The sequence below is a fragment of the Nostoc sp. TCL240-02 genome, from assembly GCF_013343235.1.
In the GTDB taxonomy this organism is placed as follows: domain Bacteria; phylum Cyanobacteriota; class Cyanobacteriia; order Cyanobacteriales; family Nostocaceae; genus Nostoc.
The window spans coordinates 2081266-2107747 of sequence record NZ_CP040094.1; the positions used below are offsets into that span (position 1 = coordinate 2081266).

26 protein-coding genes and 1 CRISPR repeat array are annotated in these 26482 nt (G+C 38.3%); of the genes, 20 read left to right on the forward strand and 6 right to left on the reverse strand.

All coding sequences use genetic code 11. The features are described from left to right. The first annotated feature begins 13 nt into the window (after positions 1 to 13). Complete coding sequence (locus FBB35_RS08990) at positions 14 to 1942, forward strand: alpha-amylase family glycosyl hydrolase (RefSeq protein ID WP_174709342.1); 1929 nt, start codon at positions 14 to 16, stop codon at positions 1940 to 1942. Positions 1943 to 2292: 350 nt separating this feature from the next. Beyond that, entirely contained in the window at positions 2293 to 3033 is a 741-nt protein-coding gene (locus FBB35_RS08995) for a hypothetical protein (RefSeq protein WP_174709343.1), read from the forward strand. Positions 3034 to 3178: 145 nt separating this feature from the next. Here FBB35_RS08995 and FBB35_RS09000 read toward each other — a convergent pair whose 3' ends face one another. Continuing rightward, entirely contained in the window at positions 3179 to 3583 is a 405-nt protein-coding gene (locus FBB35_RS09000) for a hypothetical protein (RefSeq protein WP_174709344.1), read from the reverse strand. 189 nt (positions 3584 to 3772) lie between these two features. Here FBB35_RS09000 and ppsA point away from each other — a divergent pair, with 189 nt between their 5' ends. From ppsA to FBB35_RS09025, 5 genes are all read left to right on the forward strand, one after another. Beyond that, positions 3773 to 6277 carry a phosphoenolpyruvate synthase gene (gene ppsA, locus FBB35_RS09005; protein WP_174709345.1) on the forward strand — a complete coding sequence of 835 codons (2505 nt, stop codon included), beginning with the start codon at positions 3773 to 3775 and terminating at the stop codon, positions 6275 to 6277. Between the two features lie 12 nt (positions 6278 to 6289). Beyond that, positions 6290 to 6727 carry an element excision factor XisH family protein gene (locus FBB35_RS09010; RefSeq protein ID WP_174709346.1) on the forward strand — a complete coding sequence of 146 codons (438 nt, stop codon included), beginning with the start codon at positions 6290 to 6292 and terminating at the stop codon, positions 6725 to 6727. After that, positions 6697 to 7056, forward strand: a complete 360-nt coding sequence (locus FBB35_RS09015; RefSeq protein WP_174709347.1) for a XisI protein — start codon at positions 6697 to 6699, stop codon at positions 7054 to 7056. The genes FBB35_RS09010 and FBB35_RS09015 overlap by 31 nt, the downstream gene beginning before the upstream one ends. Before the next feature lie 147 nt (positions 7057 to 7203). Further along, a complete protein-coding gene (locus FBB35_RS09020; protein WP_174709348.1) occupies positions 7204 to 7755 on the forward strand; it encodes a GNAT family N-acetyltransferase in 552 nt (183 codons plus the stop codon). A gap of 142 nt (positions 7756 to 7897) precedes the next feature. Beyond that, on the forward strand, positions 7898 to 9496 hold the full coding sequence (locus FBB35_RS09025) for a dolichyl-phosphate-mannose--protein mannosyltransferase (RefSeq protein WP_174709349.1): 1599 nt from the start codon (positions 7898 to 7900) through the stop codon (positions 9494 to 9496). Positions 9497 to 9631: 135 nt separating this feature from the next. Here FBB35_RS09025 and trmB read toward each other — a convergent pair whose 3' ends face one another. Beyond that, entirely contained in the window at positions 9632 to 10267 is a 636-nt protein-coding gene (gene trmB / locus FBB35_RS09030) for a tRNA (guanosine(46)-N7)-methyltransferase TrmB (protein WP_174709350.1), read from the reverse strand. Positions 10268 to 10591: 324 nt separating this feature from the next. Next, the gene (locus FBB35_RS09035) at positions 10592 to 10840 is read right to left on the reverse strand and encodes a four helix bundle protein (protein ID WP_174713571.1); all 249 of its coding nucleotides are present in this window, start codon (positions 10838 to 10840) and stop codon (positions 10592 to 10594) included. A 608-nt stretch (positions 10841 to 11448) separates the two neighbouring features. Between FBB35_RS09035 and FBB35_RS09040 the strand changes: the two genes are divergently transcribed. Further along, the gene (locus tag FBB35_RS09040) at positions 11449 to 12219 is read left to right on the forward strand and encodes a reverse transcriptase domain-containing protein (protein WP_174709351.1); all 771 of its coding nucleotides are present in this window, start codon (positions 11449 to 11451) and stop codon (positions 12217 to 12219) included. Between the two features lie 8 nt (positions 12220 to 12227). Here FBB35_RS09040 and FBB35_RS09045 read toward each other — a convergent pair. Beyond that, a protein-coding gene (locus tag FBB35_RS09045; protein ID WP_174708067.1) for an IS5 family transposase occupies positions 12228 to 13042 on the reverse strand; the annotation gives its coding sequence in 2 pieces (ribosomal slippage) (positions 12228 to 12676 and positions 12676 to 13042; 816 coding nt in all). Between the two features lie 91 nt (positions 13043 to 13133). Between FBB35_RS09045 and FBB35_RS09050 the strand changes: the two genes are divergently transcribed. From FBB35_RS09050 to cas2, 3 genes are all read left to right on the forward strand, one after another. Next, a complete protein-coding gene (locus FBB35_RS09050) occupies positions 13134 to 13331 on the forward strand; it encodes a hypothetical protein (protein WP_174709352.1) in 198 nt (65 codons plus the stop codon). A 149-nt stretch (positions 13332 to 13480) separates the two neighbouring features. Next, entirely contained in the window at positions 13481 to 14485 is a 1005-nt protein-coding gene (cas1, locus tag FBB35_RS09055) for a CRISPR-associated endonuclease Cas1 (protein ID WP_174709353.1), read from the forward strand. Further along, positions 14486 to 14761: a CRISPR-associated endonuclease Cas2 gene (cas2, locus tag FBB35_RS09060; RefSeq protein ID WP_174709354.1), complete on the forward strand. Its 276-nt coding sequence runs from the start codon at positions 14486 to 14488 to the stop codon at positions 14759 to 14761. It abuts the gene before it with no gap. A 217-nt stretch (positions 14762 to 14978) separates the two neighbouring features. Continuing rightward, positions 14979 to 16753: direct repeats of the CRISPR family, unit length 36 nt; unit sequence CCCTACCGATTGGGTTAAATCGGATTAGTTGTAAAC. A gap of 60 nt (positions 16754 to 16813) precedes the next feature. Here the strand turns inward: cas2 and FBB35_RS09065 are convergent. Beyond that, entirely contained in the window at positions 16814 to 17782 is a 969-nt protein-coding gene (locus FBB35_RS09065; protein ID WP_174709355.1) for an NYN domain-containing protein, read from the reverse strand. A gap of 256 nt (positions 17783 to 18038) precedes the next feature. On the opposite strand from FBB35_RS09065, the gene FBB35_RS09070 reads away from it, so the two are divergent. The 5 genes from FBB35_RS09070 (at position 18039) to FBB35_RS09090 (ending at position 21395) form a co-directional block, all read left to right on the forward strand. Further along, positions 18039 to 18611, forward strand: coding sequence for an NYN domain-containing protein (locus FBB35_RS09070; protein ID WP_174709356.1), 573 nt, complete (start codon positions 18039 to 18041; stop codon positions 18609 to 18611). Positions 18612 to 18654: 43 nt separating this feature from the next. After that, entirely contained in the window at positions 18655 to 19032 is a 378-nt protein-coding gene (locus tag FBB35_RS09075; protein ID WP_174709357.1) for a hypothetical protein, read from the forward strand. 44 nt (positions 19033 to 19076) lie between these two features. Further along, positions 19077 to 19298 carry a hypothetical protein gene (locus FBB35_RS09080; RefSeq protein WP_174709358.1) on the forward strand — a complete coding sequence of 74 codons (222 nt, stop codon included), beginning with the start codon at positions 19077 to 19079 and terminating at the stop codon, positions 19296 to 19298. Between the two features lie 41 nt (positions 19299 to 19339). Further along, a complete protein-coding gene (locus FBB35_RS09085; RefSeq protein WP_174709359.1) occupies positions 19340 to 19825 on the forward strand; it encodes a hypothetical protein in 486 nt (161 codons plus the stop codon). Positions 19826 to 20009: 184 nt separating this feature from the next. Beyond that, positions 20010 to 21395: a ThiF family adenylyltransferase gene (locus FBB35_RS09090; protein WP_254625889.1), complete on the forward strand. Its 1386-nt coding sequence runs from the start codon at positions 20010 to 20012 to the stop codon at positions 21393 to 21395. 170 nt (positions 21396 to 21565) lie between these two features. Here FBB35_RS09090 and crn3 read toward each other — a convergent pair whose 3' ends face one another. After that, positions 21566 to 22795, reverse strand: a complete 1230-nt coding sequence (crn3, locus tag FBB35_RS09095; RefSeq protein ID WP_174709360.1) for a CRISPR-associated ring nuclease Crn3/Csx3 — start codon at positions 22793 to 22795, stop codon at positions 21566 to 21568. A 127-nt stretch (positions 22796 to 22922) separates the two neighbouring features. Here crn3 and FBB35_RS09100 point away from each other — a divergent pair, with 127 nt between their 5' ends. The 4 genes from FBB35_RS09100 to FBB35_RS09115 all read left to right on the forward strand — a co-directional run bounded on the left by FBB35_RS09100 (position 22923) and on the right by FBB35_RS09115 (position 26474). Next, positions 22923 to 24485 (forward strand): TIGR03985 family CRISPR-associated protein, encoded by a 1563-nt coding sequence (locus FBB35_RS09100; protein ID WP_174709361.1) that lies wholly within the window; start codon positions 22923 to 22925, stop codon positions 24483 to 24485. A 29-nt stretch (positions 24486 to 24514) separates the two neighbouring features. After that, complete coding sequence (locus FBB35_RS09105; protein ID WP_174709362.1) at positions 24515 to 25096, forward strand: HD domain-containing protein; 582 nt, start codon at positions 24515 to 24517, stop codon at positions 25094 to 25096. A 164-nt stretch (positions 25097 to 25260) separates the two neighbouring features. Next, on the forward strand, positions 25261 to 25989 hold the full coding sequence (locus tag FBB35_RS09110) for a hypothetical protein (RefSeq protein WP_174709363.1): 729 nt from the start codon (positions 25261 to 25263) through the stop codon (positions 25987 to 25989). A gap of 50 nt (positions 25990 to 26039) precedes the next feature. Next, entirely contained in the window at positions 26040 to 26474 is a 435-nt protein-coding gene (locus FBB35_RS09115) for a hypothetical protein (protein WP_174709364.1), read from the forward strand. Positions 26475 to 26482 lie beyond the last annotated feature (8 nt).

The following is a 26482-nucleotide window of genomic DNA, read 5'->3' on the forward strand; positions in this document are numbered from 1 at the left end:
TTTTGAGTTTTTTATGGTAAAAACCACTCCATCTCAGTTTTCTCCAGATCAATACAAAGTTGATTCTGCACAAGAAAAAGTAGACGCTATTATAGAAACGCCACCATCAGAAACTGAGATTGACCTAGAGTTTCTTTACACCAGAGATATTGAATTTCGTCAGGAAACTATTTACTTTCTGGTAGTCGATCGCTTTTATGATGGCGATCCAGATAACAGCGAAGGTGAAAATTCAGAACTCTACGATCCCAATAGACAAGAATGGGGTAAGTACTGGGGTGGTGACTTGCAAGGTGTCATCGATAAATTAGATTATCTCAAAAATATGGGAGTTACCGCCCTTTGGCTAACTCCGCTATTCGAGCAAGTAGAAGAGTTATTTATTAGCAATGCGGCGATGCATGGCTATTGGACAAAAGATTTTAAGCGGATTAATCCTCGCTACATTGCTGATGGAGAAAACCCTTCTTTAAATGCTACCCAAGAAGAAAAAAATACGACTTTTGATCGGTTAATTACAGAACTACACAAGCGGAATATGAAGCTGGTGCTGGATATTGTCTGCAATCACAGCAGCCCTGATACCAGTGGTAGTAAAGGTGAATTGTATGATGATGGCGTTAAAATTGCTGACTTTAATAATGATGTTAATCATTGGTATCACCACTATGGTGAAGTGCAAAACTGGGAAGACGATTGGCAAGTACAGAATTGTGAACTAGCGGGTCTTGCAACCTTTAATGAAAATAATACAGAATATCGACAGTATATTAAATCAGCAATTAAACAATGGCTAGACCGGGGTGTGGATGCACTGCGGGTTGATACTGTCAAGCACATGCCGATTTGGTTTTGGCAAGAATTCACTGGCGAGATGAGCAATCACAAACCAGATGTATTTATTTTTGGCGAATGGATTTACAGTAATCCGAGTGACGATCGCTCGGTAGAATTTGCCAATCATTCAGGCATGACACTTCTAGACTTTGGGCTATGTGTGGCAATTCGAGCCGCATTGGGTCAAGGTTCAGAAATGGGATTCCAAACAATTCAATACATTTTTGACCAAGATTATCGCTATAACGGGGCAACAGAGTTAGTTACCTTCATCGATAACCATGATATGTGCCGCTTCCAATCGCTGAATCCCGATCCAGCGATGTTGAAGGTTGCGATCGCCTTAATTATGACATCTCGCGGCATTCCCTGTATATATTACGGTACAGAACAGTATTTACATAATGATACTGATGGCGGTAACGACCCATATAACCGCCCGATGATGGAAAATTGGGATACCGATAGTGAGGTTTATCGTTGTATTAGATTGCTATCTGGTTTACGGCGGCTAAATCCTGCTGTGTCAATGGGTAGCCATTGGCAGAAATACTTGACCGCCGATGTTTACTGTTATGTCCGCCGCTCTCGTGATTCTCTATGTTTTGTAGCTTTAAACCGGGGAGGGGAAGTTATTCTCCCAGAAGTAGAAACAGAATTGCCCGATGGTGAGCATACTTGCGTAGTGACTCGCAATAAGTATGAAGTAAAAGAGGGCAAGATTTGTAACCTGGTATTAGAAGAACGGGGAGTGCTTGTTTTCAGCCACGTTGGGGAACGGATCAAAGCACAAACAATTGTGCGCGTCCAACTCAATGGCGTGGATACTCAACCCGGTGAAATCATTGTGGTGACAGGAGATTGTCCAGAGTTGGGTAACTGGGATATCAGCAAAGCATATCGTTTGGAGTACATCAACTCAAATACTTGGTCTGCCGAGATTCCCTTTGATGAAAGTGTTGGTAAGCTGATTGCTTATAAATATGCCATGTGGCGGGAAGGGCGATCGCCTCTGCGGGAAAATTTGGTCAATCGTCGCTGGGTGATTGCCAAAGAAGGTACTGTTAAATGGCGTGATACCTGGGCATCGGGAAGAGAATCGTAGAAATATTGAATAAGTTATGAAGAGTGAAGGATTCAAATTTGGATTCTTCACTTTTTATTATTTATAAATTTTAAGTAACAAAAAAATACACAAATAAGCGTATTGAACCGCTCTAATTTCTAAATACTTCTTCAATATATTTCAGTTTACAGTGATCTGGATCACACTATTTTCTGAGTAAAATATAGATAATATCAAGCACATAAATACTTAATAACTGTCAAAAAGAAGACCAAAGAGGCTCTACTTTTACAGAAGCAAAGGATACATATACTTTTATGATCCCTATACTCACCAGTTTTTAATTCTTAACCAAGTGATCTAAAAAAATTAGAAAAAGGTAAATAGTAATGCTCGACCTCTTATTAAAAGATAAATTAAGTGCTAAAAAAACACTAAAAGTAAAGAAGCAAATTTTAGCACGAGTTCAAGGTCGGGAACTAAAAAGTTTAAATGTCGAAATGAATTTTTATAAAACTGAATTACTTCCTTATTTTATAAAGTTGAATCAATACAATCCTGTCGTTAGTGTTACAGAGCAATTACGGCTTTTAGTGGGTGTTTGGACACCAATCTGGTCTACCATATCGTTTCATGAAAGTTTACCGCAAAGGATACAAGAGCAGTCATTCCAAATTTTCCAGCATGATGGTTACTGTGCAAGTATAGCTCGCTATATACTGGGAAAAGAGTCGTCTTTATCCGATAATTTTCAATCAAAATTACCAGCTTATGATTTCATGATCCTCCAAAAATATGGAGTTAAAAATGGAAAATGGGCTCTTCAAAACATTGATAGATTTCAGGCTTTTAAAAATAGAGAAATTCCTTTAACCTTAGAATCAGTCTACAACTGGTTTACTAATGTAGTTAATACTAAAGTAAAACTTAATTCGTCAAAAGAGGATTTGCCTAAAGCCCTCGAATTAGAAAATCTCGAGATAAATCATGTTAATGAATTTCAAAAAACCTACTTAGCAACTTCTCAAGTGTTTGAGCATTTATATATAGATATTGACTGGCGACTTGTGAAAACTCAAACAGATGCCTCACATCTACCTAGTTACACAATTTATGTGAAGAGGCAATAAGAATAATAATTTCTGTAATTCAAACAGTTTTGGTAAGATGCCAGGTATAGTCCTCAATCTAAAAATAAGTTCAATAGAATGACTAATCGATTCACTCGTATATTTAAATACAAGCAGTTATAAATAATTTATTTATAAAGTGTATCTATTTAGGTTGGGCAATACGCGCTTCAATATCTTCCAATGTTTGTAACAATAGACTCCTTGCCTGCAATTGCCAACCCCATCTTTGAATTCTGTAAGCTGATACAGTACCAGCTATAGCTACTAACAAACAGATAGGTTGATTTAAAGAAATTCCGAATAACAAACCCAATCCAGCAATTCCCCAAAATGGTAAGGCTACTGTTTGTCTTTGCTCTTCCACAATTTGAGTAACTATATTAGAAGATTGCTTATTAACTAATAATGCTTCTTTGACTTGTTGTTGTTCACTTGCCGACACTGTTAAACCTATTTTTCGCCGTAGCTTTTCTATTTTTCGGGCATCAGTGCTGTACTCAGTTAACTCATCTTCTGCCATTTTTAGCAGTCGTTCTAGTTGTGCCATTGTGTATTGCATCCGGTATTTTGATACAGCTATTAACCTAAGTAATTGTTAAGTTTTATTGACTATTAAATTGTATTTAATCGCCAAATTTAAAGTTACACGACGGAATGAAAAATCTAAAATTAAAGATGGGAAAAATATACTAAAGGTTACGCACTTACAAATTGAGTATAAATTTAAAAGGTAATTATGACTACAATATCTAAAAGTACTTTATCTCCATCTGCTCAAGAGCGATCGCTCATCTTGTGGTTTGATGAAGTTGGAATTGCTGATATCCCGTTAGTTGGTGGTAAAAATGCCTCACTGGGCGAAATGATTCAACAGCTAACGCCCAAAGGGATTAACGTTCCTACCGGATTCGCCACCACTGCTTACGCTTATCGTCATTTCATCAAATTAGCAGGTTTAGAAGCAAAGCTACGCAAACTCTTTGCTGACTTGGATGTTGAGGATGTCAAAAATTTACGCGAACGAGGGAAAAAAGCGCGATCGCTATTAATCCACACTCCATTCCCTGTAGAATTGCGAGAGGCGATCGCTACAGCCTACCAAAGTCTTTGTGAAATATACCATACAGAGACAGATGTTGCAGTCCGTTCTAGCGCCACTGCCGAGGATTTACCTGACGCTAGTTTTGCTGGACAGCAAGAAACTTACCTCAATGTTGTAGGTGTTGAGGGAGTTTTAGCAGCTTGTCACAAATGCTTTGCTTCCCTATTTACCGATCGCGCCATTTCTTATCGCCACACCAAGAGGTTTGACCACTTTAGCATTGCTCTGGCTGTGGGCGTGCAAAAAATGGTGCGTTCTGACTTAGCAACCTCTGGTGTGATGTTTTCCATTGACACAGAAACCGGATTTAGGGATGCAGCACTAATTACAGCCGCCTATGGTTTAGGTGAAAACGTTGTTCAAGGTTCTGTAAATCCTGATGAATATTATGTTTTTAAACCAACTTTAAAAGCTGGTTTCCGTCCAATTATCGATAAAAAATTGGGCAGTAAAGAACTGAAAATGATTTATGATGACGGCTCCAAATTTACGAAAAATGTTTCGGTTTCCTCCAGCGAGAGAGGTAAATTTGCCCTGAGTGATGAAGAGATTTTACAGCTAGGAACTTGGGCGTGTTTAATTGAAGACCATTACTCTCAAGTCCACGGTATTTTAACTCCAATGGATATCGAGTGGGCAAAAGATGGTATTACTAACCAACTTTTTATTGTGCAAGCGCGTCCCGAAACCGTCCAATCGCAGAAGACAGGAAATGTGCTACGGAGTTATCGGTTGGTATTGGGGAATCGGGAACTTGTACTGAGCGCAGCCGAAGTATGGGGAATCGGGAATGGGGAAAAATCTTCCCAATCTCTAATTCCCTTGGTTACGGGAAGTGCAATTGGGGAAGGTATTAGTCAAGGGAAAGCCCGCTTAATTTTAGATGTTCAGAAACTCGAACAGTTTCAAGTTGGGGAAGTTTTGGTGACAGAGAGAACCGATCCCGACTGGGAACCGATTATGAAACGCGCTAGTGCAATTGTCACCAACTCTGGTGGTAGAACGTGTCACGCCGCAATTATTGCGCGAGAATTGGGTGTACCTGCGATCGTGGGATGTGGCAATGCTACAGAAATTTTGAAACCTGGTCAAGAGGTAACAATTTCTTGCGCTGAAGGAGAAGAAGGAAAAGTTTATGCAGGTTTATTACCTTTTGAAGTTGAAGAAGTTGCTTTAGAGAACTTACCGCGTACCCATACTAAAATTTTAATGAATGTGGGTAATCCCCAAGAAGCATTGAGTTTATCGGCAATTCCTAACGATGGCGTAGGTTTAGCGCGGACAGAATTTATCATTGCTAACCAAATTCAAATTCATCCAATGGCGTTGATTCATTATGAGCTATTAAAAGATGAATTTGCGAAAGCTAAAATTGCTGAAACTACCTCACTTTATGATGACAAAACCCAATATTTTGTAGATAAATTAGCTCAAGGCATTGGTAGAATTGCCGCAGCATTTTATCCTAAACCAGTAATTGTGCGAATGTCAGATTTCAAAAGTAATGAATATGCGAATTTGCTAGGTGGGCGACAGTTTGAACCCAATGAAGAAAACCCGATGTTAGGTTGGCGAGGAGCAGCGCGTTACTATGATGAAGGCTACAGAGAAGCTTTTGCTCTAGAATGTCATGCCCTCAAACGGGTACGGGAAGATATGGGTTTAACGAATGTTATTCCAATGATTCCTTTTTGTCGCACTCCCGATGAAGGGCGGTTGGTTTTAGCAGAGATGGCAAAAAATGGTTTAAATCAGGGTGTTAACGGCTTACAGGTTTATGTGATGTGCGAGTTGCCTAGTAATGTGATTCTGGCTGAGGAATTTGCTGAGGTATTTGATGGTTTCTCCATTGGTTCAAATGATTTAACTCAACTAACGCTAGGGATAGATAGGGATTCGGCATTGGTAGCGCGATTGTTTGATGAACGCAGTCCGGCTGTCAAACGAATGGTGAAAATGGTCATCGAAACAGCGAAAAAATGCGATCGCAAAATCGGCATTTGTGGACAAGCACCCAGCGATTATCCAGAATTTGCCCAGTTTTTGGTTGAACAAGGAATTGACTCGATTAGTTTGAATCCAGATTCGGTTTTAAAGACGATGCTAGAAGTGGCAAAAGTTGAGGGTACTAATTCGTAATTCGAGTAATTTATGCCAGTTAGAGACTGTTACCACGAAAACTTGAAGAATGCCCTAATTAAAGATGGCTGGAATGTTACTGACGATCCCTTTCATCTAAAGTGGGGAAAAAAGGATCTTTACGTGGATTTGGCAGCCGAAAAGTTGCTCACAGCAGAAAAAGGAACAGAGAAGATTGCTGTAGAAATCAAAACCTTCAGTGGCGACTCAGAAGTAGCAGACCTAGAACAGGCGATTGGTCAGTACTTTACCTACCTTGCTGTTATGAGCCGTAATTATCAAGATAGGGTTTTGTATATCGCTGTTCATGAGGATGTTTTTACAGATATTTTTGAGGAAGAGCCGCTTGGTAAACTTATATTGGAAGACTACAAAATTCCTCTAATCGTTTTTAATCCAAAGCGGGAGGTTATTGTCCGATGGGTAATTTGGAGCAATACAGGCAACTAATTTGCAGCATTCTTACTGAACACACAAAGATTCCTTACTCTTACGGTAATATTCAGCATGAAACTATCTTTGATCGAGAACAGGATCGATATTTGGTAATGATTCTTGGTCGAGAACCAGTGCCAGAACTCTCTCCAACTGCAACACGCCGCGTTCACGGCTGCTTGATTCACATTGATATTATTGATGGCAAAATTTGGATTCAACGTGATGGCACTGAAGAGGGGGTAGCAACGGAATTGGTAAGGGCTGGTGTGCCGAAGGATCGGATTGTATTGGGATTTCGGTCTGAAGAACTGCGGAAAGATTCAGAATATGCTGTTGCATAACCAACGGTAGTTAAACTTCTGGATAATTGCCCACAGCATAGCGATCGCCATATTTTGTTTGTGTAATTCTCTACAAAACTTTTGACTGCTCAACCATAAGTATCTTACTATTTTGCAGAATGGCAATTTAGTTTAGCCAAAAGCAAGATGACAAATCTTTTGGAAACCGAACGCTTGATCATTCGCAGTTGGATACCCGAACACGATGCCGAACAAGCCTTTATAATTTACAGCGATCCTGAAGTTACGCATTTTCTTGGTAAATCTTCTCGCTCCGCAAGTATTGAATCACAGCGTCAGCGCTTGATTGAAGGTATTGAGCGAATGCATCAACGCAATAATGGTACTGGATCTTGGGCAATTGTCGAAAAGGAAACTACAGCAATTGTGGGAACTATCCTTCTTAAACAATTGCCCGACAAAGATGGTTTAACTACTCAAGATTATGAGGTAGGCTGGCACTTACGGCGAGCTTCTTGGGGTAAAGGGTATGCAACGGAAGCAGGACGAGTTATGCTCAACTACGGATTTAGTGTTTTGAACTTGCCAGTGATTTATGCCGTAGTGAAGCCAGAAAATCATGCCTCAATCCGTGTAACAGAACGATTGGGTATGAAACCAGTGGGGCGAACAAATAATTATTACGGTATTGAACTACTCCTGTTTCAACTAGATGCACTTGAAGAATGGAGGGAGTAACAAGGGAGCAGTTCTTGAGCAGAGGGTAGGAGGGCAAAGCAGTGGAGTTCAAAAACTCGTCGGCGAGTATCAAAGACTCATCCCCTATTCCCAATGCCCAATCCCCCATGCCCAATGACAAATGACAAATGACAAATAACAAATGACTAAAAAGTGGTTCCGAATTGGGATGGTGAGTGTATTTCTTCTCTCACTCGCCTTGAGGTTTTGGGGATTGGAGCGATTCAATACTCTAGTATTTGATGAAGTTTACTTTGCAAAATTTGGTAATGATTATCTCACGCACACACCATTTTTTAATGCTCATCCGCCGCTAAGTCAATATATGATTGGCATCGGCATTTGGATTGGCAGTCACATTCCTTTTTGGCACGATACAGTAAATGGGCTAACGGGTTCAATGCGATCGCCCTGGACTTATCGGTGGTTCAATGCCCTTACTGGCTCATTTATCCCTTTAGTTGTAGCTGCGATCGCTTATCAGTTGAGTTATCGCCGTAGCTTTGCTTTGCTTGCGGGTTTGTTTACAGCTTGTGATGGCATTTTTCTAGTTGAATCCCGCTATGCTTTAAGTAATATTTATATTGTCATCTTTGGTTTATTAGGACACTGGTTTTTATTATTAGCATTAGATAAGCAAAATCGGCGACGTTCATTTTGGTTAGTTTTTGCTGGCATTGCTTTTGGTGCATCAGTCGGTGCTAAATGGAACGGTTTATGGTTTCTATCCGGTGCTTATCTTATTTGGATAGTAGCTTGGGTAATTCAGGGAACGCATTCTTTTTCTAACGCCAAACTCTTTTTTCAATCCCCCTCATTGGAGGAGACAGGAGGCAGGAGGCAGGATAGCGCAGCGTTAGCGAGTCCGCGAGCGTCGGCAGAAGGCAGGAGCCAGGAGTCAGAAGTCAGGAGTCAGGAGGTAGGAATTAGTACTTATTCTCCACCATTTATACCATCTCCCTCATCTGAGTCACCACTACAAAACTTGACTCAGCTAAATATTTTCCAGATGTTATTTTATCTAGGAATAATTCCAGCTTTTATCTATAGCATCATCTGGATTCCTCACCTTCAGCTAGATAAAACTTATGGATTTATTGCAGTACATCAGCAAATTTTGAAATTTCACTTGCATTTAGGTGGTAATAGTTCGGATGTACATCCTTATTGTGCTGCGTGGTACAAATGGCCTTTGATGACTCGACCAATGGCATATTATTATCAAACGGCTGAAAGTATCACTGAACCATTACCTGTCATGGGGCCACCTTTACCTGCTGGTGCTGGACAAGTTATTTATGATGTCCATGCAATGGGCAATCCCTTTTTGTGGTGGTTTGGTGTTGCTGCAATATTGTTTTTAGTAGGAATGCTGGTGTCACAAGCCGTAATGCCTTGGGTGAAGGAAAAACGTTTTTCTGTACCTGCAACTCTTAGTATTGATACTTGGATTGCCTTGTATTTAGTTATAAATTATGCTGCTAACTTAGCACCTTGGGTGGAAGTGACGAGGTGCGTTTTCATATACCATTATATGTGTGCAGTAGTATTTGTATTTTTAGCGATCGCTTGGTTTGTCGATCAGTGTCTTCGCAGCTACTATCAACAACTCCGGGCGCTAGGTGTTACCATTACTTTTATCATTCTCGCTGCTTTTATTTTCTGGATGCCTATTTATCTGGGTTTACCCCTCTCACCTCACGGTTATAAACTGCGGATGTGGTTCAACTCTTGGATTTGATTAAAAGGGCATGGGGCATTGTAATTAATAACTCCTAAATCCTGTACAGACGTGATGAATCACGTCTCCTAACTCTTAAAGAACGCATCAAAGTTTACCCAAAGCAATTACTTGTTAAGTCGCTTCATTCACAACTTATCGTCTGACAAACAAAGCCCGATAAACAGGTTCACCTTTTTTTTGTGTACCCATTTCCCGTTCTGTGGGCACTGGTAGGGGATTTTCTGCTAACCATTCTTCTGTGCCAACTTTCTGATAAGCTGGGTGAGCAGCAAAGTGATCGCGCATTTCCACCGCAATAAATTCCATATCTGATTGCACAAACACAATCCCACCAACTGCAAGATAACTGGCTAACTCCGCCACTAGTTCTGGTTGCACTACACGGCGTTTAGCATGGCGGGTTTTAAACCAAGGATCGGGGAATTGAATTGTAACGCGCTGTAAACTCCCTGGAGGGAGAGAAGATAATAGAGAGTCCAGCGAGTTATTCACATTGCAAAATAAGTAGTGCAGATTTGTTAAAGCCAACTCAGAACTTAACCTATTCGCCTCCACCACCAGAGGTTCTCGAATTTCCAAACCGAGAAAATTCCAGTTGGGTTCTATTTTGGCCATATTTAGCAAAAACTGCCCCTTAGCACAGCCAATATCTAAATGTAGTGGTTGATTTGGCTTTGCATAAATTTTTCCCCAGTCAAGGGGACTTGCTGGTGTTTGATACTTTTTAGCAAGTGGATTAACATGCTGGCGGACTCGGACTGCTGCCAAAATTTCCTCTCCTTTACGTGAAAATATCCTATGGTGTGTGCGATCGCGCCATCAGTTGGCTTTGTTAACAAAATGTACTAAATATCTGGTAATTATTACTCAATTGCCTACATCCATCTATTACGATAGCAACAAGAATGGATTGATTGGTAGTGTCAAAAACCAAAGCTGCAACTACAAGCAAAAAATAACTATATAGTTATTAACTATATCAAGTAAATTCTCATCTTGTTTTAAAGTTATTATGACTATGCTGGAGACAGAGTAATAAGTCATAAGTAATAAGTCATAAGTAATGAGTAATAAGTAATGAGTGGATTATTTTTATTTTTCTTTCAATTTGTTGATTGAAGTTGTTAATATCTTAATAATTATTTCATTCTCTTCTATCAAGTTTTGAAATTTTGATTTTGACACTAACTCCGATTTTATCATTATTTTTATCCAATAAAGGGTTTCACTGGCTTCCTTTAAGGCTATAGAATACTTATTGATAAAGTCTTTATTTGATTGTGCATATTTAGCTTCTGAATAGTTTGCACCATGAAAAATAAGTAATAAGTAATAAGTAATGAGTAATGAGTAATGAGTTAGAGATTTTTACAGATTTTTAGCTCACGGTGAATAAATAATAAATATTTTTTTACTTATTACTCATTACTCCTATTGATGTTCCGCTTCTTAAAAATTGTTTAGACAAGATTTTCCCAGCGTCGTCAAAAGGTCTTTTATTTAGCTCAGAATAAGCTTTGATAACTCTTATCGCCAAATTTTCTGTTCTTTCTTGAATACTGAGATTTGCGTTATAATTAATCATGAGTAAAAAAGAATGTGGTAATTCAATTTTACTTTATAAGTAATGGGTATTTACTCATTACTCATTACTCATTACTCATTACTCATTACTCATTACTCATTACTTAAAGAACGCGAAAAATAACTTTTCTCACTGCAAATTTTACTCAGCAAGGATTGTGCATGATTTTTTAACCCATGAAAAGGTACAAAATCAACACCCTAGTTGAGAACACCAATTTGATGTTGAGTGTGATTTTTGCTTTTTTTACTCAGCACTGGCTCAACGCACCGCTAACAACACTATTTCAGTAATTTTTTATCCTTGGAAACCTCCATTTCCATGTAGGCACTATATTTCAAAAGAAATTAAATTGCAAATTTCTATGGATATAATTGCCCATGAATTTCTGGAATTGAGTAATTTTCAACGCGCTTGGGAAAAGGTAGCAGAAAATCGAGGTTGTGCAGGTGTAGATGGAGAAACTATTGATAAATTTGCTAGCAATCAAACCATTAATATTTATCAATTGCGAAATGCTGTTAGCAATAGTACATACCAACCTCAGCCTTGCAAACAGGTGATTATTCCCAAAAAAAATGGCAGTCGGCGAGAGTTAAAAATACCTACAGTGCGGGATAGAATTGTTCAGCAAGCTCTATTAAATGTGCTTTATCCAATCATGGAGGCTAAATTTTCGTCTGCAAGTTTTGCTTATCGTCCTAATTTATCTTACCTGAATGCAGTAGAAAAAGTAGCTGACTGGCGAGATCATGGTTATTCTTGGGTTTTAGATGCAGATATTGTGAAATTTTTTGATAATATCGACCATCAAAGGTTATTAACACAAGTCAGAATACATATAAATAATCCGGGGATTTTATGTTTGATTAAATCCTGGGTATCAGTTGGAATGTTAACTGAAGAGGGACTGATATTACCCCAAAAGGGCATCCCACAAGGTGCAGTAATTTCGCCGATGCTGGCCAATATTTATCTGCATGAATTTGATGAATTTATTACCGCAACAGATTTAAAACTCGTGCGTTATGCGGATGATTTTCTCATTTTATCACCCACTCAAGAGCGAATTTTACAAGCAAAATTAGAAATCATCAATCTTTTGGATTCTATGGGATTAAGAGCTGATTCGTAAACAAAAGATTAAGCTGCCATTCGTTTTACCATCAGACGAATCAATGAGCCGTAAATCATGGCTTCACTGATCTCTGTGTACAACTCATAATCCTTGCTCAAACGCCGAAATCGATTGAGCCAGCCGAATGTCCTTTCCACAATCCACCGCTTGGGTAATCGTTCAAATGTTTTCGATATTCTCTCAATCACCTCAACACGAACCTGTTCTCCGCAAACTTGCTTGACAGCTTGAGCAAAGTTTTCACCAGAATAGCCTTGATCTACCCAAACAACTTCCAATTTAGACAATTCCTGAGCCGATTCATGGAGTACAACCACAGCCCCCAAACGTTCCGACGCATTAGCTTCAGTCACTAAAACGCCAATCAACAAACCTTGAGAATCCACAACTATATGTCGCTTACGGCCTTTAACTTTCTTACCACCATCGAAACCGTAGACTTCCCCTTTTTTTCCGTTGTCTTCACTGACTGAGAATCGGCGATCGCAACGCTAGAGTGTTCGTCTCTGCCCAAATCTTGTCGCAGTTGATGGCGCACTTGGTCGTGAATTTTCTGCCATATTCCTTTGCGCTGCCATTTCTGAAAGTAGCCGTATACTGTTGTGTAAGGTGGAAGATCATGGGGTAGCATTTCCCACTGACACCCGGTACGTTGCACATAGAAAATAGCATTCAAAATTTCTCGTAAATCTACTTCTACAGGATGCCCAAACCCTTTAGGTTTTGGTAGAAAGGGCTTGATAATTAACCATTCGGCATCGCTTAAATCACTTGGGTAGGGTTTACGCTGTGGATTTTCAATCGCAGGTAGACGGCTCATCGACTACAACATAAATTACACTCGACTTAGCCTATAACCTGAACAAAACCGGATTCAGTTTTCTTTAGATTTTCTTTACGAATCAGCTCTAATGATGAATGCCGAGAAAACTCAAATCACTAGTTTTAACCGGGGTTTTCGGTTTTTAGGTCATGGTTTTTTAGAAAATGCTATTTTTCCAATCGATGTTAATTCAGAGAAGCTGAAATCTGGAATAGAGAAAAGTAAAAGTAAAAAAAAAGTCCCAACATTAGGCAAGAAGCACAAGCACAGAATGCCACAACCTTAGAAGTAGAGACGATATATATCCCAGAGAGGCAATCTAATATCGCGTCTCTACATCAGCCCTTTATTGCAGAAACAGAAGTTGAAGAATTATCTCCAGACAATGACAACGACGAGATTACTCCTTTTCAAAAAAACATCTGGAATCGAGAAATGGCAGCTATATATTTAATTGAGCAAGGAACATCAATATATAAAGACTATCAGCGCTTTATTATTCATGTCTCGGAAAAACCTAAAATAGAAGTTCCCGTTCGAGAGGTTGAGCAGATTATAGTTTTTGGCAACATCCAATTATCAACCCATGTAATTAATGCTTGTCTTCAAGAACGAATTGCTGTACTATTTCTCAGTCAATCTGGTCAATATCACGGTCATTTATGGAGTGAAGAATCTACCAATTTAGATAATCAATTAATCCAAATTGAAAGGCGGGGTGATGACTATTTTCAATTTAGCATATCTAAAGTGATTGTTTTAGGGAAGCTGATCAACTCTAAGCAATTATTAATGCGATTCAACCGCAAGCGCAAACTTGTAGAAGTTGAAAAAGCTATTTTCGGAATCAATCAAGATATTGATTCGCTAGATTTGGTAGATAACTTAGATTCATTGCGCGGTTATGAAGGAATCGCCGCAGCTAGATATTTTCCGGCTTTTGGCAAGTTGATTACCAATTCTGCTTTTAGTTTTTCTCAAAGATTCCGTCAACCACCAACCGATGCTGTCAACTCTTTATTGAGTTTTGGTTATACTCTTTTATTTAACAATGTTTTAAGTTTTATCATTGCAGAGGGAATTTCTCCTTATTTGGGGAATTTTCACTATGGTGAGAGGCAAAAACCATATTTAGCATTTGATTTGATGGAGGAATTTCGCTCCCCTGTTGTAGATAGTTTAGTTTTAAAGATTATTAATAATTCTATCTTCAAACCACAAGATTTTGATTTAGTTCCTAGTACGGGAGGAATTTATTTAAGTCAATCTGCGCGAAAAGTTTTTCTGAAGCAGTTTGAAACTCGAATGAATGAAGAAGTTTCTCATCCAGATTTGCAATCTCCAGTAACCTATCGTCATGCAATTCAGTTGCAGGTGAGACGATATAAGCGTAGCTTGTTATCTTCAGTAGCCTATGAACCTTTTTTAAGAGCTACTTAAATGTTAGTTGTTGTTGTGTATGATATTCCTGACGACAAAAGACGCTCAAAATTATCCAATTTTTTGGAAGGCTACGGGCGCAGAATCCAGCTTTCAGTTTTTGAATGCTTTTTGAGTTTGTCAGAGATGCGGCAACTTTACGATGATGTCAAGAAGCGGGTTAAGGCATCTGAGGATAATGTCCGGTTCTACTGGATTTCTCAGGAGGCTGTTAATAGAGTGTTAACAATTGGTGGTGAATCTCCCCAACCACCGCCAAAGTATTATGTAATCTAGGTTTGGGGAATTTTCAGAGGTTTTGTATCAGCTTCATCTACACACCTCGGTGAATGGCTGAAACCATACCTTTTTCGTTGAGGTGTGTCGATTGCTTACAGGGAGCGGGTTTGAGGTATGTCATACACTAAGTTTTTCGGTAGGATGTACAATATTTTTAGAGGTGTGTCGATTTGGCGGCTGAAACCCTTACTGGGTAAAGGCTCCTAGACGAACTCCCTACCGATTGGGTTAAATCGGATTAGTTGTAAACTTCGGTTGCTCCTGACTTCAATTTACGGTTGTAAGCCCTACCGATTGGGTTAAATCGGATTAGTTGTAAACCAGCTTCATTCAATTCAGTCTCAGCGTGTCTGACAACCCCTACCGATTGGGTTAAATCGGATTAGTTGTAAACTTAGTTGCATTGCTCTCACCAGTTTCACAAGCTGAAGACCCTACCGATTGGGTTAAATCGGATTAGTTGTAAACCTTTTTTTAAGGTTTCTACAAATTTGCAATTATACAACTGCTACCCTACCGATTGGGTTAAATCGGATTAGTTGTAAACTTAAAGTTGTCGCTTATATTAAAAATGTGACTATTGCTTCCCTACCGATTGGGTTAAATCGGATTAGTTGTAAACTTTGAACTGCTCTTCGCAGGATAAATCTTCTGGCCCTACCGATTGGGTTAAATCGGATTAGTTGTAAACTTTGTGGCTCCAATACGTAGAGCCATGTCAAGTACAGCCCTACCGATTGGGTTAAATCGGATTAGTTGTAAACCAGATTGTTCAACTTCTTTTCAATAGTACACCTTAAACCCCTACCGATTGGGTTAAATCGGATTAGTTGTAAACGCTTCATCGGAATATTCAAACGACACGAGTAGGAGACCCTACCGATTGGGTTAAATCGGATTAGTTGTAAACCAAATACGCTACTAACCCTTCCATTTATAAAAAGGCCCTACCGATTGGGTTAAATCGGATTAGTTGTAAACACAATGCCATAAGATTGTCAAAACCTCTTACCCCTACCGATTGGGTTAAATCGGATTAGTTGTAAACCACTAGCTAACTTTGGCTAGCGAACACAAACTAAACCCCTACCGATTGGGTTAAATCGGATTAGTTGTAAACATAAACCAATTACTACAGCTGCGAAAGCGATTTTACCCTACCGATTGGGTTAAATCGGATTAGTTGTAAACCGAATCTGAAGTTCCGTGAACAATAAAGTTTGGACCCTACCGATTGGGTTAAATCGGATTAGTTGTAAACCCAACTGCAACATATTTATTGCAGACAGGATTTAACCCTACCGATTGGGTTAAATCGGATTAGTTGTAAACTCTTCTACTACAAGTTGTGGTTTTACAGGTTGTGCCCTACCGATTGGGTTAAATCGGATTAGTTGTAAACTTTACAGTCGTCTGCTGAAGATCCTCGATGACATTCCCCTACCGATTGGGTTAAATCGGATTAGTTGTAAACACCTTGTCATAGAGTTTACAGAGTTTGGCAAGATCTGCCCTACCGATTGGGTTAAATCGGATTAGTTGTAAACGCTAGTAGCTCTCCTTCAGAGAGAAACATAGTTATCAACCCTACCGATTGGGTTAAATCGGATTAGTTGTAAACGAAGTAACTGTGATAGTAACCCCAGCTAGTGCTTTACCCTACCGATTGGGTTAAATCGGATTAGTTGTAAACATTAAAAGGTCTGCTGCCCCTGGGTGGCCATCATCCAGCCCTACCGATTGGGTTAAATCGGATTAGTTGTAAACTTTAATTGTTTGGTCAACTTGACCTTTTTTAGCGGTCCCTACCGATTGGGTTAAATCGGATTAGTTGTAAACGTCGTGTATGCCGCGAGAGGGACATTACTAAGTTTCACCCTACCGATTGGGTTAAATCGGATTAGTTGGAAACGGTGCATTACAGCGCCAGGCATTTATCCAACCCGTAATATTCCCTGCCGATTGGGTTAAATCGGATTAGTTAAAAGCCCAAAAAAAGCCCTCTCAATGGAGGGCTTTTATCTGCTTAATAACATCGCTATAACTTATCTAAGCTGCATCAAACTTTCTATACTTAGCGAGTTTGTATTGAATATCATCCAAATAAATAACTTCATCGGCTATTTTAGAAAGTTGCTCACTTAACATACTCTTCTTAGCAACAACAGTAACTTTCACGCCGCGACATTGAATCTCTTCAACAACTGGAATAAAATCTCCATCTCCACTCACAAGAATCACATCATCTCCTTTTTTAACTTCCCGAATCATATCAACAGCAATTTTCACATCATCACCAACGGTTTTAAAAGTTTTACTATCAGGCCGCGCTGAGATAGGAAGCCCGATAACTTCATAACGCTGATATTTTAAATAATCAATAAATCGCCTTTGTCCATCATTCATAGGCGAATGAATACCAGTGTAATATTTAAAATTAGTCCGGCTAGTATCTTGAGAAAGTTCTATGCGTAAAGCATCATAATCTAGTTCAATTTGCAACCCATCAACGGCAAAACTTAAATTATTACCATCTATATATACACGAGTGATAGACTCTTGAGACTCTATCACAGGTTTAACAGAATTTTTATTGAAGTTATCTTTAAGATTTTCTGCTTTTTGAGAAGCAGCTTTCTCATAAAAATCTAACTTTTTCTCTAAGCTAGTAACAGTTGCTAAAATAACCTTTTGTTGATGCTGTAATTTTTGAACATTAGCCAGATGAAGACGTTGACGAGTATCCTGAGTTTGAAATTTCTTCCCCAGTTTATTTAGCTCGTTTTGCGTTTTTTCAAATTTGTGTTGCTGAGATGTTTTCTCTTGCTTAAAAGCAGCCAACTGTCTTTCTTTATCTGCTTTTGCTGAATTTAGTTTGACTATGACCCCTATAGAAATAGCACCCAATGCGGTTACTTTACCCAGACTTTTAAGCATAGGTTGCTTGATAATCAAACCAGTAATAATGCACGCAGCAGATAAACCCGCAGTCAGAGAAATTGCTTTAGCCAGTTTCATATATTTTTTTCTGGTGTTAAATTTGCACAAAATCAAGATATCAAATATGTGGAAATCGGTTTTTCCAATCACGTCACCAGTATGTATGGACGGCGATTTATCGCGTCTCTGACCTTGATTTATCGCGTCTTTTACCTAAACCGAACAATATTGATTGAATTCAAAATTCCAAATCTGACGAGGAAAGCACCTTTTCCAAGCATAGGTTTTAATAATCGACATACAAGCACAAATCCAAAAGCAATCAGGGAAATATATGGTAACAACTCGCCGCGTCATGATTCTTGCAGATGGTGACAATACCTTCTTAGCAGCACAAAGCTTTAACAGAAAAATAGACTGGCCTAAAATCCGTGACTATCTAGCCGACCCAAAAGAGGGAAGAGAATTAATTGAGATGGTGATTTATGTCGGTTTACCTCCAGCTAGAGAACGATTTGAAGAACAGCGAAAAACTAAAGAAAAATTTGTTTACTGGGCAAGAAGTAACGGGTTTTTAGTCGTTTCAAAAGAAGGTAAAGCTAAAGGAGATGATTACGAAACCAATATAGATGTTGTTATGGCTATGGATGCAATCCAATTAGCTTTAGAAGTTAAACCAGACATTGTTGTTTTAGTAACAGGAGATTCTGATTTTGCTTATTTAGCAGAGAAACTCAGAAGACGCGGAATCCGAGTTGAAGTTGCCTCTGTGGAACAATCTTTAGGTAGTGAGTTAAAAAATTCTGCAAATAGTGTTGTCGATTTGATTGAAGTATTTGATAAATTTAACGCCCAAAATGGAAATCAAAATGTCCACAGAATTGGAAACTCTAATGTATTTGATTAACTAGTTATTAGTTTTTTATCAAAATTAAGCCAATGGAGAAATCATGCAAACACTTAATGGGAAATTAGTCAATCAAGAGCAAGGTCAAATAGACCTAATAAAACAGCAAACGGAGGGGATTATTCAACGCTGTAAAAATTTAGAATCGCAGTTCACAGCTATCAATCAACAAAAAGATACAACATATTTACAGGAGATAAACGCTGTAAAAATCTACATCAATAAATTAGAGAAAAGATTGAACTTTTTGGAACGGAATATATTAAATCAAGCCAAACAACTCTTGTATCTCAAAATTGGTGTTGCGATTGGATTAGTCGGTTTATGGTTCTGGTTGGGGATGAATAATCAACCTGCAAACCACGAAATTAAACCGAAGAAATATGTAGAGTCTATCCAACTAGATATGCACTCAGTTTGACTGATAAACTCATCCACTAATTCTAAATAACCCAAGGAGATGTCATGAGAGCAATTATTAATGGAAAACTGACTGATTTACCAGAAGGTGTCACAGTTGAAGATTTGAGAAAGAGATTACCAGAAATTGGTAATGATGACGTGATGGAAGAAGGTTTTGGTGGAACTCGACCTCTAAAAAATACAGAAGCACTCAAAGAAGGTTCAAAAGTATGGACTGTTCCCAAAATTGTTAAAGGCTCTAAAATTTGTGACTTAAAACTTTAGATTTTTGATGTGTTTCAAATTAGGATTAATGGTGGTGAAATATGACAGTGACAATTAATCAAGAAAAATCTGGGTTTCAAGCAACTGCAAGATTGCTAGAAGAACTCAACATTTTAGAAAAGGTTGCCAAAAATATTATTGTTGGTAGCAAGACTATTGGCAATATGAAATACACAGCTATTTTAGTTAAAGGGATGCCGTTATCGTCAAAAAAATTCACTGTTTCTAATACTGATATTTTGTTTTTACTACCACTAGATTATCCCAGACTTCCACCCATTGGTTGCTATCTTAATTACCCTTGGAATACCACAGGAGAAGGAGACCATCACTTTACTAGACAAAGCTATTATGGAGCGCCATTTTTAAGCGATGAAGGATGGTACTGGTATTGCGTTGGATTGGGTGGAGGATTTAATCGAGAGGTGTGGCTCAATTCTTGGAAACCCACTAATCAGGTTGATAAAGGACATAATTTAGCTACATTATTTATCACTGCACGTCACGCAATTAACAGCGATGAATAATTTGTCATTTGTCATTTGTCATTGGTTATTCTTTCTCAACTAATAACTAAGTAGTCATGTGTGTAAACTGTAGCCTTAGTCAGGAGAGAAAAACTGGGCGCAGACTGAGGTTTGATATTTAATTTTACTCACTTATTTAGCAATCATCAATCACTATCAATCACTAATTGAGGGTAAAAATAGCATGAAAAATCAAAAACAAGCACCAGCAATTTCTCTACATATACCCCCACAAATGTGGCAGCAGTTTCGCCAATCAATGCTGAAGTCTCGAACTATGAATGAAGAAGTTATTGGTTTCTTTTTCTGTAAACGCCAGCAGATATCAAAAAACAAAATTCGCTATATTCCAAAAGCTTGGGTTGTTCCTCTATCTGACTGTTACGAAGATCAGTCTGCGAGTGGATTAGTGTTAACGCAAAAGTTTCACTGGTATCTGCTTAAAAATTATCTAAATCAGGGATTACATGTAGTGCATATACATACCCATACTGGTGATGTGAGTCCTGATTTTTCTTTTGTTGATGACCGTTATGAATCGGAATATTCTCGATTTATTGCGTCGAGTTTCCCCAAAAAACCGCGTTTGATTTCTGGAGTATTTGACGAGTCGTTACAACAATCTCAATTTCGGATTTGGGATAGGAAAGGACAAAGCTATCAGAGCATTAAATGCTATCAATCATGGTTAGAACTTTCGGAAAATAGAGAATTATTGGATAATCTAAACTTGCAAAACAATGTAGAGTCAATGTTTGTGCGGCAGAAAATATTTGGTAATAGTTGTCAAAAACAGCTTAATGAACTCAAAGTTACTCTCATAGGCTGCGGTGGTATTGGTTCAATTTTTGCTGAATTATTAGGTCGTTTGGGTGTAAAAAACTGGGTATTAATCGACCCAGACCGTTTAGAAACAGTTAATCTCAATCGAATGCCTGGAGCTACACAAAAAATGGCTGACCAAAGATGGTATAAAGTGGATTATGTGAAATACTTCATTAAGAAAATCTATCAAACAGGTTCTTGTGTAAAAACCATCCCAACATCAATCGAACATGAATTAGCTAAACAAGAAATTGTTTCTTCTGATTTAATTGTTGTGGCTACAGATAATCACCTTTCTCGCCAAGTAGCCCAAGAATTAGCATTGGAATATATGCGTCCTTTAGTTTGTCTTGGTACTCATATCGATATCAAGAAATACGATAATACACCACGGATGTACTGTCGCGTTACTGTTCCACCTTTGGGAGGTGGCTGGTGTTTGATGTGTGGGAATATTATTAATTTGCAAAGAGCAGCTTTAGAATCTGCACCGATTGAGATTAACCAAATCGCTGCTAATGCAGGTTATTTAGAAGGTATCGATGACCCTTCTGTTTTTTGGTTAAATAGCATTTGTGCTAGTACAGGCGTTGGGATAATTCACGGGATGGTGAGTGGTTTTATAAATTTAGATGCGGGGATTGACTGGATTTATGAGTTTCCTGGTTCTGTTTGGCATAAAACAAATATAGAGCATTTAGAAACTCCTGATTGTTATTTTTGCTCATCAGCACTGTTCGGTTAAGGCAAGAGACGCGATAAATCGCCGGTTAAGGCAAGAGACGCGATAAATCGCCGGTTAAGGCAAGAGACGCGATAAATCGCCGTCTCTACAATAATCGATTTATCCCATCTTTGTGATCTATAATTTCCATCAAAAAATCTTAACCGAACCGTATTGAGAAGAGATAGATTTTATTCTCTAATTAATTTTATCACCTCTTCTACTAATTCTTGCGGTACAGTTTCAGTTTCACCATAACGCCAAGGCCCTGCTATCATTTCTAAGTATGGTTCTCTATTGAGGATTTCTAACTTGTTCTCTTTAACACTGTGGATTACTGTTAAAGGAATTAATTGCTCTTGAGTGTCAGTGTTTAGTGTTTGGAAAAATTTATGCCATTTTGCTACCTCCTCTAGAGAGTTACTAATAATAACGTAGTGACTACAACTAGGCAACAAGATTTGATCAGCTTCTCTTGGTATACCACCTAGATCAACTAACACTAAATCTGTATATTTGCGAATTTCTTTGATTACTTCAGCTTGCTGAGAGAAATATTCTGCTGGATTCTCAGGTTTTTTCCAGCGTCCAGCAATTTCTGATAGTTTATTCGCTAGTTCTGGATTTGTACCCATCATCTGAGCAAACCAATCTCCTTCACCATCCCATGTTGTTCGATGCAAATAAACTTTATTGTTCCAACCCATGTTAACTAGGGTTTGTTTTAAGGTGTAAGCTAAAAGGCTTTTACCACTATTAGGGGGGCCACCAAATACGATCGCAGGACAAGGTGATTTAGGTACTAACTTAAATTTATCACCTGGAACAAGCTCTGGACACTGGCTAACAACAACTACTGCTTCAGTAGTTCTGATGTTGTAGCAAGCTATCCATAAGGCTTGTTGACAACGCATTACTAAGTGAGTATAAAGCCATACTGGGGCTTGTCCCCATAAAACTATCTCTCTATTCCAGTTCAAATCGCTTGGTAGAGTCAGTGAATCTAAAGCTTGAGGGGAAATATCGACAGCATGAATTATTAAACACTGATAGCGATCGCCATCAACGGTAATTACTTCATTGACTTTTAATTCTAAGTTACCGTTGAGCAAATTGTTTTTCGTAGAGCCTTGAATTTGTCCTACTTTTACTGTCGGGGTCTGACTATATACGACTATTGCGCCTTGAAGCTGAGGATAATAGCAGCTTACCCAAGCAGCATTCCGGCATTGATAAGCTAAGTTGCTATAGAGCCAGTTAGGAGCTTTACCGTCAATGACTACTCCATAATTAAAGTCTATGCCTTTTGGTAAGTCTAACTTTTTTAGTATTTCTGCTGGAAGTTGATTTTCATAGGGAATTTCAATCTTTTGGTAAGGTTGCTCCTGTGCATCATATTCGCAAATCAGCTTAAGTGTCATTGATTAGTTCCTTAACTTAGTTAACTGACTGGATTTACTATTGAGACAATACCGAGATAATGGAATATCGCTTTTCCACTATTAGCGATAATAAATATAGCGATCAGAATATTTAGGTGTAAGGTTTATGTCTGCTAACTCTACTCAAATTTTTGATTATCCTCCAACCGTGGAATTACTAAGGAGTTTTTTGCCCTCTAAAGCAGTTTTATTAGAAGAAAAGGCTTTAAAGAAAGCGTGGAGAATATACATATATTTAAAAACTATATATGGTGATGGTATTAGTTTAGGAAATGATAAATATATTAACTCGCCTTTAGCTGGGAAACTTGCCAGTTATGAGTTTAGTTTTTTAGACTGGTTGAGCGAGCTTGAAGTTTGCTTATTAAATCAAATACCAAAGCAGCTTAATCAGGCAAAGGGAAACAGTAATTCCAATAAAAAGCAACAAAAAGCAGAAGAACGAGAGAAAGCAAAAGAAAATATCTGTTTACTACAACAACTTACTATTGAAGATATTTGGTATCAGATGTTTTATCTCCAAGCAGAACGAGACAAGTGGATCGATGATTTTAAATATTTCTACAAAATTTCCGAGACCGAAATTCAGCACTTATTACAGCTTCGTCCCTTCGATAGTCAAGGCGACAATTTCACAAATCAGACTCGTCTTTATCGGTTAGACTTCCAAATTAGTCTGGCGAATGCTGAAAAAAATCACTGGCTTAAAGCAATTTATGATTCGGAGCAAAAACTAACAGGTAATTATTTTAAGGTCGATTCTTGGTTGCAGCTAATTCCTGAATCATTAGAAAAAAATAATCATCAACAATTCAATAACGAAGTCAATTCTGAATATATAAATAATGAAGAACTGGCAGATTTTATTACTAGATTTGCTAATAATACTCAGAAAAGACTACTTTTTACGGCTGAATTTATTATGTCAGCAAACATTAAAAAGCAAAAATATAATGCTTTGATTAACACATTAGAATTAAATTGGTCTAAATCCGATTCTGTCAAGCCTTTAAAGATAACCTACAAGAAATTTCAAACCTCTCGAGTAATCACAACTATTATTTTTCCGGTAATTTTTTACTACATCAAACGTGGCCCTTATCTTTATGCCATTCGTCCTACAGAATTTGAGGATGAAAACTACTACTGGGAAGGTTATCGGTTAGATCGAATTCTAGATGTAGAAATATTAGATTGGGATAATGAACAGATTCCAGTCAAGTTACGCGAACTCAAAGATGAAAATCAACTACCCACTCCTGAAGACGTAGAAGATTCTTTAGATGCTGATACTTTGGGTTATGCCTTTTGGAAAACTCAAAAAATGATGTTTGTCAGATTTGAACGCAATCATTACAGAAATTATATCCAGGATACTTCGCGGCAGAAAATCTTCAAAGAAATTAATTTCCAAAATTTTCAGGAACTTAATAGCGATTTAGAGAGATTTTTCAATAACAAAGAGATTACCCTAATTTTACAGTCTTTGCGGGGACAGATTAATGAGAAATATGTCTTTTGTATAGCCAAGTTTTACGAAGAAGATATTGATGTTTTTTTGCGAATTTTAATTTGGGGTAAAAATGTCAAGGTTATTTTACCTTTTGAGTTGAAAGATAAAATCTTTCAAGAGATTCAATCCACGATGAAACAGTATCAAGAGAAATAGAAAGTGTGTACAGGGAATAGGCTAGAGAGATGAATTTGAATTCTATTAACAAACCAAAGCTAACTATTCGTTTTGAAGAAGCATTAGTGTATGCAACTCAACTTCATACTGAACAAGTAAGAAGAATTAGTGGTGTTCCTTACATTAGTCATTTGCTCAGTGTGACTGCATTGGTTCTAGAAGATGGGGGAAGTGAAGATGAAGCGATCGCAGCCTTACTCCATGATGCCATAGAAGATCAGGGAGGGAGAAGAACTGGTGAAATTATTCGTCAAAAATTCGGCGACAAAGTAGCAGATATTGTTGAAAGTTGCACTGAATCTGATGCTGTTCCTCAACCACCTTGGAAAGAACGTAAACAAAAATATCTTGAGAATATTTCTCAGGGTTCACCAGAAGTTCTAAGGGTAGCACTCGCTGACAAAGTACACAATGCACGCTCAAATTTGAGTGAATGGTATCTCTATGGAGAAAAAGCTTGGAATAAAGAACAACGCCAGAGAACTCTTTGGTTTTATCGCTCAGTTATAGAAGTGGCGCAAACATTAATAGATTCCAGGCTTTTAGAAGAATTCCGACGAATTGTTCAGCAATTAGAAGCTATTGAGTAAGGACAAATTACTTTCCGCAGATAATTTTTCTGATTGGCGATGGAAATTCCTGTTTCCTAGAGGATGTCAAACTTAAAAGTGTTAGTTCACTAAATTTCTTGCAAAAGTCAGTTCGCAAATAAATTACTGACATTAATTTTCTCAAAATTTAGGAGACAGGGGTTATGAAATATTCATTGCGTAAACAATCAAAAAAAGGTTCTACTATATCTTTTGAGCAGGTGCAGCAAGAACCACCTTTGTGGAAATCTCCGTTAACTTGGCTTTGCGCTGCTGGTGGTGTGTTGCTGATTGGAATTCCTTTAGTTATGGACAACGTAACCCATCGGGTAAATAGTGCGTTTTTGGTCGATATATCTCTGTCAAACCAACCTTACCAAACTTCCCTAGAGGCGCTTTGTCGCCAGTATGTTGAGCATTTGGTGGAAGGTGATGTCCGAATTTTAGGGAAGTTTGCAGATCGGGCGATAATATTGAGCAATCAGGAGTTTCAAGAGCGCGATCGCCTATCAATACAAAACCAATGCAAATATATTACCACGCAACCATCAGGAATTGGTCGAGTTCCAGGAACATCGTTAATTGATGCGCTCTCTCGTCTAGAAACAGAGATTGGGCACCAACAAAGCCAAGATAATACCCGACCAGTGGCGGCGGTAGTCGTTATCCAAGCTGCTGAACTTGTCAATCACCAACAACAAGATTTTACTGTCATTAAATCAAAGATTGAGGCTATTATCCACAAAGGTGGTGCATTAGCGATTATTGGCCCGGATGTCGATTTACAGAACCAATTAAGTAGCCAGCTTAGTTCGGTGAAAAATACTCAAATTTGCACCTACTCTGACGGTCAGGCTTGTCTCGATTGGCTCTTCCAAATCGGGCGGAAATAGACCTTTCCTAATAGGGACTAAGATAATTTTAGTAATTACAGGAACAGAAGATGACCGCCAAAATCTCACCCAAACGCATTGAGAGACTTGAGCGCTGGCTGAAAATTATGCCAAGAACTTTGCTGAGAATGCCAGACTACGACCGAGCAAATATCATCGCCGCAATTAAAGAATATGCCAAATTTAATTTAGCGAATTCACAGATTGCCAAATATGATGCTGTGCGCTCTCGCCGTTTATCGCGTAATCAGCGACAGATTACCCAATTTATTGTCATTCTCGCAGGGTCTTTGACTTTTTCTGTAGCCCCGCAATTACTGGCTAAACAAGCAGGACGAGGCCCTTGGGCAATATCAGCAGGTTTATTGGGCGGAGGATTAGCAAGTTTTTATGCTCATAGCAATGCGACTAAAGTGTTAACAGGAATTAAGCTGAAAAATAGTACACAAAATAATCGCAAAGCTATTCTAGAACGCAAAAATTAAGGAGGATT

What these genes read in the sequence shown, in the direction of transcription:
- FBB35_RS09010 (WP_174709346.1), top strand. Translation starts at nt 6,290, where the DNA reads ATGCCAGTTAGAGACTGTTACCACGAAAACTTGAAGAATGCCCTAATT.
- FBB35_RS08990 (WP_174709342.1), top strand. Translation starts at nt 14, where the DNA reads ATGGTAAAAACCACTCCATCTCAGTTTTCTCCAGATCAATACAAAGTT.
- FBB35_RS09020 (WP_174709348.1), top strand. Translation starts at nt 7,204, where the DNA reads ATGACAAATCTTTTGGAAACCGAACGCTTGATCATTCGCAGTTGGATA.
- FBB35_RS09000 (WP_174709344.1), bottom strand. Translation starts at nt 3,583, where the DNA reads ATGGCACAACTAGAACGACTGCTAAAAATGGCAGAAGATGAGTTAACT.
- ppsA (WP_174709345.1), top strand. Translation starts at nt 3,773, where the DNA reads ATGACTACAATATCTAAAAGTACTTTATCTCCATCTGCTCAAGAGCGA.
- FBB35_RS09080 (WP_174709358.1), top strand. Translation starts at nt 19,077, where the DNA reads ATGAGAGCAATTATTAATGGAAAACTGACTGATTTACCAGAAGGTGTC.
- FBB35_RS09070 (WP_174709356.1), top strand. Translation starts at nt 18,039, where the DNA reads ATGGTAACAACTCGCCGCGTCATGATTCTTGCAGATGGTGACAATACC.
- FBB35_RS09100 (WP_174709361.1), top strand. Translation starts at nt 22,923, where the DNA reads ATGTCTGCTAACTCTACTCAAATTTTTGATTATCCTCCAACCGTGGAA.
- FBB35_RS09015 (WP_174709347.1), top strand. Translation starts at nt 6,697, where the DNA reads ATGGGTAATTTGGAGCAATACAGGCAACTAATTTGCAGCATTCTTACT.
- FBB35_RS09040 (WP_174709351.1), top strand. Translation starts at nt 11,449, where the DNA reads ATGGATATAATTGCCCATGAATTTCTGGAATTGAGTAATTTTCAACGC.
- FBB35_RS09085 (WP_174709359.1), top strand. Translation starts at nt 19,340, where the DNA reads ATGACAGTGACAATTAATCAAGAAAAATCTGGGTTTCAAGCAACTGCA.
- cas2 (WP_174709354.1), top strand. Translation starts at nt 14,486, where the DNA reads ATGTTAGTTGTTGTTGTGTATGATATTCCTGACGACAAAAGACGCTCA.
- FBB35_RS09110 (WP_174709363.1), top strand. Translation starts at nt 25,261, where the DNA reads ATGAAATATTCATTGCGTAAACAATCAAAAAAAGGTTCTACTATATCT.
- FBB35_RS09050 (WP_174709352.1), top strand. Translation starts at nt 13,134, where the DNA reads ATGATGAATGCCGAGAAAACTCAAATCACTAGTTTTAACCGGGGTTTT.
- FBB35_RS09065 (WP_174709355.1), bottom strand. Translation starts at nt 17,782, where the DNA reads ATGAAACTGGCTAAAGCAATTTCTCTGACTGCGGGTTTATCTGCTGCG.
- FBB35_RS09090 (WP_254625889.1), top strand. Translation starts at nt 20,010, where the DNA reads ATGAAAAATCAAAAACAAGCACCAGCAATTTCTCTACATATACCCCCA.
- crn3 (WP_174709360.1), bottom strand. Translation starts at nt 22,795, where the DNA reads ATGACACTTAAGCTGATTTGCGAATATGATGCACAGGAGCAACCTTAC.
- FBB35_RS09075 (WP_174709357.1), top strand. Translation starts at nt 18,655, where the DNA reads ATGCAAACACTTAATGGGAAATTAGTCAATCAAGAGCAAGGTCAAATA.
- FBB35_RS08995 (WP_174709343.1), top strand. Translation starts at nt 2,293, where the DNA reads ATGCTCGACCTCTTATTAAAAGATAAATTAAGTGCTAAAAAAACACTA.
- FBB35_RS09025 (WP_174709349.1), top strand. Translation starts at nt 7,898, where the DNA reads ATGACTAAAAAGTGGTTCCGAATTGGGATGGTGAGTGTATTTCTTCTC.
- FBB35_RS09105 (WP_174709362.1), top strand. Translation starts at nt 24,515, where the DNA reads ATGAATTTGAATTCTATTAACAAACCAAAGCTAACTATTCGTTTTGAA.
- cas1 (WP_174709353.1), top strand. Translation starts at nt 13,481, where the DNA reads ATGGCAGCTATATATTTAATTGAGCAAGGAACATCAATATATAAAGAC.
- FBB35_RS09115 (WP_174709364.1), top strand. Translation starts at nt 26,040, where the DNA reads ATGACCGCCAAAATCTCACCCAAACGCATTGAGAGACTTGAGCGCTGG.